The sequence below is a fragment of the Synechococcus sp. BSA11S genome (assembly GCF_014224355.1).
GTDB lineage: Bacteria > Cyanobacteriota > Cyanobacteriia > PCC-6307 > Cyanobiaceae > Regnicoccus_A.
This window is the reverse complement of record NZ_VNWP01000016.1, coordinates 50,652-61,109: the sequence shown is the minus strand read 5'-3', so window position 1 is coordinate 61,109 and position 10,458 is coordinate 50,652. Positions and strand designations below refer to the sequence as shown.

The window sequence follows — 10,458 nt, the reverse complement described above, 5'->3', positions numbered from 1 at the left end:
AACCAGGAACCACCAATGTTGCGAACAAAGTTGGAGCCACGGGCTCCATGAGCAGCCGGTCTCAGTATGCTGCGATCAGGTGCTCAGCTCAAGCACCGCGAGCGGACAACAACGCTGATAGGCACCGCTCGCCTGTTTCAGAAACGTCATCGATCTGGATCCAGGTCATGCCTGGCGAGGCCAGATATGGTGCAGGTCGATAGCCGGGCTGAACACTCAAAAGGTAGTAGTCGAGCTGAGACGCTTTGAAGGTGAATGCCAGTGAGCCTGTTTTCTGCCAGCCGCCGAGGGCAAACACTTGTCCTCCCACCTTCCAGACATGGGCACCTCCCCATTGGTTGACGCACGACGTTGCGGGCAGGATGCTGCAGAATTGATTGAATTCCTGCTCAATCATGATGATAGTCCAAGACCTGGACCTGTTGCCTTTCAATCGATTCTTTGAGTGCTTTGAAAAAGCCCAGGGCGGCTCTGCCAAACGCAGTGATTTCGCAGACGACTGCCATCGGGGCCGCTCCCTCACCCACGTGCTGGCAGTCAAGCCTATCTCCTGGGCATCGAATCCACCTCTCTTGGGCGGCGACCATTCCAAACCCTTTTTCTGCATGGTTCAGCAAAGGCGCTGAAGACCTGACGCCGCGACTTGCCCTACGGAGTACGTGAATACGGAAAATCTTGTTCTTCCAAGGGAATGTTGCGACACCCAGGCTCAATCATTGTTGTTTGTGAAATCAAGCTGCTGCTTGATCGAGCATCCGCACGAAATACGTGTTGCCTGGCCCACGTTTTAGCTCAAAAAGGTCAATGGCTCTAAATAGACTGCTTAGGTTTTTAAATCCATAGTTTCTTGTATCAAACGATGTCTTGTTGGAGATATTAGATCCAACCGGCCCAAGAGCCGCCCACCCATCCTCGTCTCCCGTTGCCTCGATGGCCTGCCGCAGCAGATTGATCAGCTTAGTGTCTGATTTGATGTTTATAGGCTTGACAGTTGTTTTTGCTTCTTCTTTCTCTTGATCCAGGAAAAGAAACTTTGAGCACGCATTAACAAACGGCATTGGCGTTTTTCTTTCTCCAAAACCTAAAACAACTTTACCTTCTGCCAATGCCCTTGCAACCAAAGGAGTGAAATCACTGTCAGACGACACGAAGCACATGACATCGATTTGCTTTGTATACATTACATCCATGGCGTCGATCACCATTGCTATATCCGAAGCATTCTTCCCCTTGGTTAAATCATATTGCTGGATCGGTCGAATGGCATAGTCATGCAAAAGCTCCTCCCAAGCCTTCAGCGTAGGCGACTTCCAATTTCCATAGGCCCTGCGAATCGTGACCACACCATAGTTCGCGACTTCGCTGAGTACATCTTCAAACTTCCCAGCGGGCGCATTGTCAGCATCGATGAAGAGTGCAATTCTCTGTTTGACTTCATTCATTGTGAGCCGACGCTCTGATGATCAACGTACAATACGTCCAGCCACCAAGGCATCGACAATCAAAGTGCCCGAGGGTCTCCCCCAGGCTGATCACGGAAGGCTGTCGAAATGCCTTGCCAGGCGACTGATCAGCAGCTGAATCAGTACAAGGACGAACAGGTGGTGGTGGGGGTGAGCTTCATCAGCGACCAGAGAGCTCCGTATTGGGCCTGGGAGAGCGAGAGCTCGCTCTGCATGCGCTGGCCCAAGGGGGACCCCGGAGCTGCGGTGGCCCCAAGCTCGGTGTTGATCACCGCCAGGCCCTGGCACATCTTCTCGATGTCAGGGTTGAGGTCACTGCCGGCCCGCACGAATCCAGCGGGCAGAACAAGAGTCAGCGAACCGATCAGCAGGCTTGCCCAAGGGGCCTGCAGGCACGCAGGCCGCCGGCAGCGGGGGCTTATGGGGCTGGCTTGGCCAGGGGAAGCAGGCACTTGTCGGAATCACAACCGGCAGGTCCAGCTTCCACCAGTTCTCCCTGGTCGTAACGCTGCAGCGCCTCGAAGAAGTCTGCCGTGCGGCGCCGGGCGACCACCTCCTGCTGCAGACGGGTGTAGGTGGCCTGGTCGATCGGCTCGAACGGCAGCCTGGGGAAGGTGGCATTGGCATCAAAGCGGGCCAGCAGCGCCGCCGAGATGTAGCCCTCACCGCCATCGATCGCCCGGTGGATCGCCTCGGCCAGCGGCTCGATCTCGTTCTCGCGGAACTCCACCGTGGCGGAGGTGTTGTGGGCCGTGTAGTGCTTCTGCACCTGCATGTAGAAGTCGAACTGGGCCAGAGCGGAGAAATTGTTGATCTCCACCGCATCGGCACCCGGGATGTTCGCCCAGCTCACCTCGGTGGGAATCTCCACCAGCCACTCGCCGCAGCGCGGATCGAAGGGATCATTCAGCAGGCGTCCCTGCTCATCCTTGTCGGACTGGCTGGGCACGATCGTGTAGCCGTAGTCCATGCAGGCGAGCGCCACCGGATCGTTCTTGCGGAAGGTGATGCGGCGGATGAAGCGCTGAGCCTTGGGAGGATGCCAGCCGGGGCTGGCACCGGTGAGCAGACTCTTGGTGCCGGCCGGTTGCACGGTGGTGCAGCGATTGGGGCGGCGCAGGCCGTGGCGATCGCAGTACTCCCACACCGCCTCGTTGACGATCTGCTTCCAGCGGCTCAGGTACTCCGCTTCCTGCGCCTTGAAGGCCAGACCCTGTTCCGTTTCGGGGCGGCCCTGCTCCCACCAGCTGAGCCAGGGGGTGCCGAAGGCATGCACGAAGAAGTCGAACAGGCCCGTGAAGCTCACCCCCACGATCGGATCCCAGGCACGGCTCTGGCGGTAGCGCTCCACCTCGAAGTCGTGGTTGAGCAGGCAGGCCACCGCCAGGCCACCGGCCTTGAAGGCATCGGCCTGGGCCTGGTGGTCGTCGGGATCGATCCGGTTCAGGTGGATTTCGGCCAGGTTGCAGTGGAAATCAGCGCCGAGGATCTCGCCGCAGGGATTCAGCCCGTAGCGCCCGAGCCGGTGCTCCAGCTCGGCGGCGCTGATCCCGGGGTGGTGCAGTTGCAGCCAGCGGCCAGCTTCCTCGCGGCCCTGATCCACATAGATGTCGATGAACTCACTGCGCAGCTCAGGGGTGGGCAGCAGGTCGGCATTGGAGCGGGCGATCGCTTCAGGGGCGAACTGGATCGCGCCTTCCCCGCTCTGGAACTGCTTGACCACCGCCTCCAGCACCACCTCCTTGCTGGGGCGGCTGTGGAACACCCGGGTGTGGTTGGCCATCCGCAGGGCATCACGCTCGGGGTCGATGCTCCAGTTGCCGCCGGCGTCCTGCTGCCAGAGGTTTTCCTTCGCGCCGGCGGCGGAGAGATCCTCGGCGGCGAACTGGCGCATGCCGGCGCTGCGGCGGATGTTCCCGGCCACGATCGTGACCGCCGCCTCATCGATCAGCAGGCAGCACTCCACGGAGGTGAGCCGGCGGCCGTTGGCCTTGTTCAGGATCTGGGCCACCCGGCCGTAGAGATCACCCAGCTTCACCGGATTGGCCATGCCGCCGAACCCCTTGAGCGTTTCGCCCACCGGCCGCACGTCGGAGAGGTCCACCTTCACCGTGATCGGGGTCTCGGCATCGAAGCGCTCATCGCTGCTCAGCTCCAGCAACAGCTGGTAACTGTCGACCCAGCCGCGCCGGGTGTCGCCCACCTTGATCTCCACCCGGTTGCCACGGATGCTGTGGGTGGTGGTCTCCTGGCGCGCTCCGGCGGGGGTCACACCGATCGGGCTGACACTCTCGATCACCAGGCGGTTGCGCACCAGCGGCAGCCGCTCGATCAGGTGCGGCTCGATGATGGCGCCGGTGCCGCAGCCCATCATCGCCAGGTCCATCATCAGACCGAAGGCTTCCCAGTCGATCAGGTTGGTGGACGTGCAGTTGTAGGCGCCGGAGAAGTTGTGGCGCTGCTCGATCCAGGGGGTGCCGCCGATCCAGAGCCAGCGGCCCGAAGGCAGGGCCTGCTGGTGCTTCTGCATCCGCCGGATCAGCTCCACCTCGGCCGCATCGAGCCGGCCCAGCTGACGCAGGCCCTCCAGGTTGCGCTCGGCCACCTGATGCCAGCTCTCACGCCCGCCCTCGGTGCGGCGGGAGTAGGTGCGGTAGAAGACGGGGTTCGCCGCAGGGGCGGTGGCGGGGAAATCAGGCTCCAGCAGGCCGTCGGCCCCGATCCGGCCACCCTGCAGCCGGGAGGCCACAGCCTCCGAAGCCAGCGTCCCTGCGGGATCGACCAGATCGGGGCGCGCTGGAGTGAGGGTCACGGCGGTGGGGGTGGTCAATTTGGTGCACCATAACGCCACTGGTGGGGGGTGCAAGCGCGCGTCGCCACCAGCGACAGTGCCCTGTGGTGGCCTGTCAGGCTGAGCTCATGACCAGCAGCATCAGGGCGCCTGAGAACGGGGCCACGGACCCCGAGCAGCAGGCCCTGGCCAAAGCCGTGGCCCGGCGCCGGAATTTCGCGATCATTTCCCACCCCGACGCGGGCAAGACCACCCTCACCGAGAAGCTGCTGCTGTACGGGGGGGCCATCCAGCAGGCCGGCGCGGTGAAGGCCAAGGGAGAGCAGCGCAAGGTGACCTCCGACTGGATGGAGCTGGAGAAGCAGCGCGGCATCTCAATCACCTCCACCGTGCTCCAGTTCGACTACGACGGCAGCACGATCAACCTGCTCGATACCCCTGGGCACCAGGACTTCTCGGAAGACACCTACCGAACCCTGGCCGCCGCCGACAACGCGGTGATGCTGGAGGACGCCGCCAAAGGCCTGGAGCCGCAGACCCGCAAGCTGTTCGAGGTCTGCCGCATGCGGCGGATTCCGATCTTCACGTTCATCAACAAGATGGATCGGCCCGGGCGCGACCCGCTCGAGCTGATCGATGAGATCGAGAGCGAGCTGGGTCTCACCTGCTGGCCGGTGAACTGGCCGATCGGCAGCGGCGATCGCTTCCGCGGGGTGATCGACCGACGCCGCCGGGACGTGATCCTGTTCGATCGCGCGGAACGCGGCAAACAGGCCGGCGAGCGCACCCTGTCGGTGCAGGACGCCCGCGAGTCCGGGGCCGTGGAAGCGGAACTCCTGGCCCAGGCCCTCGAGGAACTGGAGCTGCTCGACGGCGCCGGCGCCGAGCTCGACCTGGAGCTGGTGCATGCCGGCGAACTGAGCCCGGTGTTCTTCGGCTCGGCGATGACCAACTTCGGCGTGCATCCGTTCCTCGATGCCTTCCTGGAGCTGGCCCAGCAGCCCGTGGCCCGCACCAGCCAAGACGGCCCCATCGATCCACTGCGGCCCGAGTTCAGCGGCTTCGTGTTCAAGCTGCAGGCCAACATGGACCCCCGCCACCGTGACCGCGTCGCCTTCGTGCGGGTCTGCTCCGGCCGCTTCGAGAAGGACATGAGCGTGCGCCATGCCCGCAGCGGTCGCACGATCCGGCTCTCCCGCCCCCAGAAGCTGTTCGGTCAGGACCGGGAGGTGGTCGACGACGCCTACCCGGGCGACGTGATCGGCCTGAACAACCCGGGCATGTTCGCCATCGGCGACACCCTCTATGTGGGGCCCAGGGTGGAGTACGAAGGCATCCCCTGCTTCAGTCCTGAGATTTTCGCCTGGTTGCGCAACCCCAACCCCTCGGCCTTCAAGAGCTTCCGAAAGGGGGTGAATGAACTGCGGGAAGAGGGGGCCGTGCAGATCCTCTACGACACCGACACCAGCAAACGGGATCCGATCCTGGCGGCCGTGGGCCAGCTGCAGCTGGAAGTGGTCCAGTACCGGCTCGCGAATGAGTACGGGGTGGAAACGCGGCTGGAGCCCATGGGCTTCAGTGTGGCGCGCTGGGTGGCGGGCGGCTGGGGATCCCTCGAGAGCGTGGGCCGCATCTTCAACTGCAAAACGGTGCGCGACGCCTGGGACCGGCCGGTGCTGCTGTTCAAGAACGACTGGAACCTCAACCAGCTCAAGGAGGATCACCCCGACCTGGAGCTCAGCGCCGTGGCTCCGGTGGTGAGCGGGGTCGAGCCGATCGCGATCTGAGCCACGGCCCGGCGCCGACCTCGCCAGAATGAATTGCAACGAAAGGTCAAGGTAACGGCTATGCCTCAGCCGATCTGGCTGGTTCGCCCACGCCGGGATGGAGGTTCCGACTACGTCCGTTTCCTGCCCAGCCAGGAAACCGTTGAAATTCGTGAAGGCAGCCATCTCCCTCCCCAGATGCCCCTGCTCAAGAGCCGCCACTGGCTGGCGATCGATGAAGCGGAGGCACGGCGCCTCGAGTTGCAGCAGGACGCTGGCTACCACTGCAGCGATCCCCTGTTCTGAGCCCGCCCCACGGGATGGGCAGGTCTCAATCAGCCCCGGCGCACAGCCACACGCCCCGCGCCTCGATACGCTCGAGCCACGATCCAGCCCCACGCACCGGAGGCCATGACCAACGGTTCTGAACCCGCCCCAGGCGGCAGTCCCTACGAACGGCTCGGCGTCACCCCCGACGCCAGCTTCGATGAGGTGCAGACGGCCCGCCAGCGTCAGCTCGATGCCGTCGCCGATGATCCCCAGGCTCGCGCCAGGGTCGAAGCCGCCTACGACGCGGTGCTCATGGAGCGGCTGCGGGAACGCCAGCAGGGCAAGGTGAGCAGCGCCGCAGTCACCGCCTCCAAGCGCGAGGAGATCAAGCCTGCGCCTGCCAGGGTTCCCTCCCGGCCTTCCCTGCCCCAGCTCCCCTCCCTGCCCCAGCTCAGCGGTGGCAACAAGCTGCAGGCCCCCAGCCTCTCCCTGCCCCAGCTCGCCCTGGCCGAAGGCCGTGAGCTCTGGTTTCCCCTGGTGGCCGATGGCCTGCTCGTTCTGCTGGTCCTGATCAGCCCGCCGGGCTCGGCGGAAGTGCTGCTGGCTCTGGCCACCGGCGTCACGGTGGTGAACCTCAGGCGCCGCAACGGCCGCTTCCTGGCTGCGGTGGGCTGGAGCTTCGCCCTGCTCAGCGTGGGGCTGCTGCTTGGTGGCGCTCTCACCCTGGGCCTCGATCCAGCTCTGCCCCTCGGGCTGCCCCTGGCCCTGAATCAGGTCCAGAGCCTGCCGGCCCTGATCCTGCTGCTGCTCGGTGCCCTGCTGATCGCCTAGGCCGGAGAGAGCTCGGCGATCAGCTCCCGCAGCTCTCCTTCCTCCACGCCGTACACCTCGTTGCAGAAGTGGCAGGTGAGCTCGGCGCGGCCGTCCTCCCGCAGAATCGAAGCCAGTTCCTGCTCACCCAGCAGCCGCAGGGCGTTGACACTGCGGCGGCGGGTGCACGGGCAGTGGAAGGTCACGTCCTGTCGGGCCTCGGCTTCCTCCAGCAACTGGGGATCGAGATCAGGGAAAATATCTTCCAACAGCTGCTTGAGATCGTCCTTGCAGGCAGCCAGACGCCCGCTGAAACCGCTGATCTCCCGGCACCGCTCCTCCAGCAGCGCCACCAGTGCAGGCTCCCGTGCCGCCTTGGGGAGCACCTGCACCAGCACACCGCCGGAGCAACGCACACCGGAGCTGTCGATCTGCTCGCCTACGAACACCGCCGAGGGTGTCTGCTCGGAATGGAGCAGATAGGAGGCCACGTCGTCGCCGATGCCGCCGCTCACCAGTTCCACGGTGCTGCTGAACGGCTCCCCCTTGCCCAGGTCACGCACCACGTGCAGGTAACCGGTGCCGGTGGCCTGGCGGAAGTCGAACTGGTGCTGACCATCGGCCTCCTCGAGCAGGTCGAGCTCAAGCGCGGGGTGACCCACATAGCCGCGCACCGTGCCATCGCGGCCCGCATCCACCATCAGCCCACGCAGGGGGCCATCCGACTGGATGCGCAGGTTAACCCGCCCGTGGGCCACCTTCATCGAGCTGGCCAGCAGCAGTCCGGCCGTCATCGCCCGCCCCAGCAGAGCTGTGGTGAGGTAGGAGAGCCCATGGCGGCGGCGGGCGTAGCGGCTGGTGACGGTCGTGAGCGCCGCCACCAGGCGGATTCCCCCCTCGGCCGCCGTGGCCCTCACCAACTGATCGGGCATCGCTCGCCCTCCCCCAACTCAGGGCATCGTACGGAGCGCCGGCAGGGCCTGAAGGCCCCCGTCGCTCAGGCGCCAGGCCTGCCTCACCACGCTCTGGAACACCTCCGGCTCATGGGTGACCACCAGCAGAGCCCGCTGGCAGCCGAGCTGGGCGATCAGCTGCAGCACCTCGTGGCGCACCGACCAGTCCAGCCCTGCGGTGGGCTCATCCAGCAGCAGCACCTTCGGGTTCCGCAGCAGCTGCACCGCCAGGGCCAGGCGCCGCTGCTGGCCGCCGCTGAGCCGCTCCGGCGCCTGCTGCAGCGACACCCCCTGCAGACCCACCTGGGCCAGCACCGCCTCCAGCCGCTCGCTTCCCAGCCGGCGCTGCCCCAGCTTGAGTTCCTGGCCCACGCTCAGGCCAAGGAAATGGCGTTCGGGAAACTGGAACACCAGGCCGCTCAGCCAGCGGCGCTGACGGCCCGACACCGGCTGGCCCTGCCAGAGGATCGTGCCGCCGCTGGGTTCCGCCAGCCCACTGATCAGCTCCAGCAGGGTGCTCTTACCGCTGCCGCTGCGGCCCGCCACCAGCACCGGCTCGCCCACGGGCAGTGTCAGGCTGAGATCGCGCAATACCGGCTCGGGGGTGGTGGCCGGGTGGTAGCGGATCGATCGGAGCTCCAGCATGGCGGACCACGGACCGCACCAGCTTGCAGCAGCCGCCACCGTGTTTGATGGGATCACCAGTCGATGCTGGAAGGAGCAACGCCCATGGACATTCGCTTCCGCGAGGTGGATCCGTTCAACTGCTGGATCTGGTTGCGCTTCCCCAATCCCCCCGGTCAGGGGGAGAAGGGATACATCGACACGGTGTTCGACAGCTGGTTCTTCCTGGGCAAGCTGGGCGGGTTCAACGCCGAATGCCTGCAGGTGCACGAGGAGGGGATCGACCTCAGCGCCATGGACTACGACATCGAGGCCGCCGAGGCAACTCTCCCCGCGCTGATGCACAGCATGGGTGAACCGGAATACCGCGACGCCTGGTGCCGCTGCTGGGTCGACCTGGGCACCAGCGATGGGGTGGCCCTCGATGTGCTCATCAACGCCCTGCGTCAGCTCGACAACGACGTGGTGGAGATCGAGGAGATCGTGATCGGTGGCGTCAATGACGACTGGCCGGTGGAGGAGGTGCCCGAGGCCCTTTTCCCCCTCGGCGCCAACTGAGGGCGGCGGTGCGGGAACTGCGCCGGCTGCTGATTTCGCCCGAGCGGCTGGCGACCGGCACCACCCTGGCCCTGACCACCGAGGAGAGCCGGTATCTCAGCCGCGTACTGCGCTACGGGCCCGGAGACCGCTTCGCCGTGATCGACGGGCAGGGCCAGCTCTGGAGTGTGGTGCTGCTCGATGGCCCCCAGGCCCGCCTGGACCAGCCGCTCGATCGCCCCCTGCAGCGCCAGGCGGCAGCCAGCCCCTGGCTAGAGCTGGCGGTGGCGGTGCCCAGGCTCGACTTTGACGTGGTGGTGCGCATGGCCTGCGAGCTGGGGGTGGACCGGCTCCAGCCCCTGGCGGCTGAGCACGCCGCCCTCCGGGGCAGCTGGAAGGCGGCCCGCTGGCAGGCGATCCTGCGTGAAGCCTGCGAGCAGTGCGAACGCCTCTGGCTGCCGCAGCTGCTGGAACCGCTCGAAGCGATCACCTACCTGGCCAGATCGCGGCAGGACTTGCAACTGCTGGCCTGCACCCGGGAGGGAGAGCTGCCGCTGCTGAGCGCCGTTCTGCCCCGGCCACGTTCCGGCGCCTCAGCCGAGCCGCCCCCCGGGGTGGTGCTGGCGATCGGAGCGGAGGGCGGCTGGAGCCCTGCAGAAGCCAGGGCCGCTCAAAAGGCTGGCTGGCGCAGGGTGAGCCTGGGGCCCCACATCCTGCGCACCTCCACGGCGGCCGTGGCGGGGTTGGCCTCGCTGGCGCAATGGCGGACGGCGGGCGACGCGTGAGTGGAGGCCAGCCGCTTCAGCGGCCGCGCATGCCGCTGGCCATCTCCTTGAACATCGCCAGGTTGGCGCCCGCGCGGCGGCGGGCACGGGGCAGCGCCCCGGAGGGGATCAAGCGCTCCGGGGAGAAGGTGACGACGCTGGGGGCAGGGCGGTTCTCCTGATCCCGCCGCAGCTCGGCCGCGATCGCCTCGGCGGTGGTGAGTATCTGGGCGGAAGCGGAGGCGGCTTCAGGGGCCACCGGGGCAGCCATGGCCTTGGGCGCTTCAGCCTTCGCAGCCTTGGGAGCGACCTGAGCCACGGGAGCAACCGTCACAGGCTTGTCGGCAGCGTCCTTGTCGAGGTTGAGGAAGACCCCCTTGGGCTTGAAGATCATGACGCCGGCCAGCCAGGACGTAAGAGCTGATTATCCGCCGCAACGGGACCGCCTCGACAGGCCCGTTGGGGAGTGCAACAGAGGGC

At 65.6% G+C, this 10,458-nt stretch carries 12 protein-coding genes; 5 read left to right on the top strand and 7 right to left on the bottom strand.

Annotation, left to right across the window (positions count from 1 at the left end; translation table 11 throughout):
• Positions 1-88: 88 nt before the first annotated feature.
• The 4 genes from FPZ61_RS12875 to nrdJ all read right to left on the bottom strand — a co-directional run bounded on the left by FPZ61_RS12875 (position 89) and on the right by nrdJ (position 4,212).
• Positions 89-397, bottom strand: a complete 309-nt coding sequence (locus FPZ61_RS12875) for an MmcQ/YjbR family DNA-binding protein (protein ID WP_185466980.1) — start codon at positions 395-397, stop codon at positions 89-91.
• 334 nt (positions 398-731) lie between these two features.
• Positions 732-1,442, bottom strand: coding sequence for an NYN domain-containing protein (locus tag FPZ61_RS12870; RefSeq protein ID WP_185466979.1), 711 nt, complete (start codon positions 1,440-1,442; stop codon positions 732-734).
• Between the two features lie 140 nt (positions 1,443-1,582).
• Positions 1,583-1,792, bottom strand: coding sequence for a hypothetical protein (locus tag FPZ61_RS12865; protein WP_185466978.1), 210 nt, complete (start codon positions 1,790-1,792; stop codon positions 1,583-1,585).
• A gap of 89 nt (positions 1,793-1,881) precedes the next feature.
• Positions 1,882-4,212, bottom strand: a complete 2,331-nt coding sequence (nrdJ, locus tag FPZ61_RS12860; RefSeq protein ID WP_370594290.1) for a ribonucleoside-triphosphate reductase, adenosylcobalamin-dependent — start codon at positions 4,210-4,212, stop codon at positions 1,882-1,884.
• Between the two features lie 170 nt (positions 4,213-4,382).
• Here nrdJ and FPZ61_RS12855 point away from each other — a divergent pair, with 170 nt between their 5' ends.
• From FPZ61_RS12855 to FPZ61_RS12845, 3 genes are all read left to right on the top strand, one after another.
• The gene (locus tag FPZ61_RS12855; RefSeq protein WP_185466977.1) at positions 4,383-6,041 is read left to right on the top strand and encodes a peptide chain release factor 3; all 1,659 of its coding nucleotides are present in this window, start codon (positions 4,383-4,385) and stop codon (positions 6,039-6,041) included.
• 60 nt (positions 6,042-6,101) lie between these two features.
• Complete coding sequence (locus FPZ61_RS12850) at positions 6,102-6,326, top strand: hypothetical protein (protein ID WP_185466976.1); 225 nt, start codon at positions 6,102-6,104, stop codon at positions 6,324-6,326.
• A 105-nt stretch (positions 6,327-6,431) separates the two neighbouring features.
• Positions 6,432-7,121: a CPP1-like family protein gene (locus FPZ61_RS12845; protein WP_185466975.1), complete on the top strand. Its 690-nt coding sequence runs from the start codon at positions 6,432-6,434 to the stop codon at positions 7,119-7,121.
• On the opposite strand, the gene hslO is transcribed toward FPZ61_RS12845, so the two are convergent.
• On the bottom strand, positions 7,118-8,032 hold the full coding sequence (hslO, locus tag FPZ61_RS12840) for an Hsp33 family molecular chaperone HslO (protein WP_185466974.1): 915 nt from the start codon (positions 8,030-8,032) through the stop codon (positions 7,118-7,120). The two genes, FPZ61_RS12845 and hslO, sit on opposite strands and share 4 nt — an antisense overlap.
• Before the next feature lie 18 nt (positions 8,033-8,050).
• Positions 8,051-8,698 carry an ABC transporter ATP-binding protein gene (locus FPZ61_RS12835; protein ID WP_185466973.1) on the bottom strand — a complete coding sequence of 216 codons (648 nt, stop codon included), beginning with the start codon at positions 8,696-8,698 and terminating at the stop codon, positions 8,051-8,053.
• An 84-nt stretch (positions 8,699-8,782) separates the two neighbouring features.
• Between FPZ61_RS12835 and FPZ61_RS12830 the strand changes: the two genes are divergently transcribed.
• Positions 8,783-9,235, top strand: a complete 453-nt coding sequence (locus FPZ61_RS12830; RefSeq protein ID WP_185466972.1) for a DUF3531 family protein — start codon at positions 8,783-8,785, stop codon at positions 9,233-9,235.
• An 8-nt stretch (positions 9,236-9,243) separates the two neighbouring features.
• Complete coding sequence (locus tag FPZ61_RS12825; protein WP_185466971.1) at positions 9,244-9,999, top strand: 16S rRNA (uracil(1498)-N(3))-methyltransferase; 756 nt, start codon at positions 9,244-9,246, stop codon at positions 9,997-9,999.
• A 16-nt stretch (positions 10,000-10,015) separates the two neighbouring features.
• Here the strand turns inward: FPZ61_RS12825 and FPZ61_RS12820 are convergent, their stop codons facing one another.
• Complete coding sequence (locus tag FPZ61_RS12820; RefSeq protein WP_185474858.1) at positions 10,016-10,372, bottom strand: hypothetical protein; 357 nt, start codon at positions 10,370-10,372, stop codon at positions 10,016-10,018.
• Positions 10,373-10,458 lie beyond the last annotated feature (86 nt).

Bases quoted from the DNA above. Each gene is read 5' to 3' on its own strand.
- FPZ61_RS12850 (WP_185466976.1), top strand. From the start codon at position 6,102: ATGCCTCAGCCGATCTGGCTGGTTCGCCCACGCCGGGATGGAGGTTCC.
- FPZ61_RS12835 (WP_185466973.1), bottom strand. From the start codon at position 8,698: ATGCTGGAGCTCCGATCGATCCGCTACCACCCGGCCACCACCCCCGAG.
- FPZ61_RS12870 (WP_185466979.1), bottom strand. From the start codon at position 1,442: ATGAATGAAGTCAAACAGAGAATTGCACTCTTCATCGATGCTGACAAT.
- FPZ61_RS12875 (WP_185466980.1), bottom strand. From the start codon at position 397: ATGATTGAGCAGGAATTCAATCAATTCTGCAGCATCCTGCCCGCAACG.
- FPZ61_RS12855 (WP_185466977.1), top strand. From the start codon at position 4,383: ATGACCAGCAGCATCAGGGCGCCTGAGAACGGGGCCACGGACCCCGAG.
- FPZ61_RS12845 (WP_185466975.1), top strand. From the start codon at position 6,432: ATGACCAACGGTTCTGAACCCGCCCCAGGCGGCAGTCCCTACGAACGG.
- FPZ61_RS12820 (WP_185474858.1), bottom strand. From the start codon at position 10,372: ATGATCTTCAAGCCCAAGGGGGTCTTCCTCAACCTCGACAAGGACGCT.
- hslO (WP_185466974.1), bottom strand. From the start codon at position 8,032: ATGCCCGATCAGTTGGTGAGGGCCACGGCGGCCGAGGGGGGAATCCGC.
- FPZ61_RS12830 (WP_185466972.1), top strand. From the start codon at position 8,783: ATGGACATTCGCTTCCGCGAGGTGGATCCGTTCAACTGCTGGATCTGG.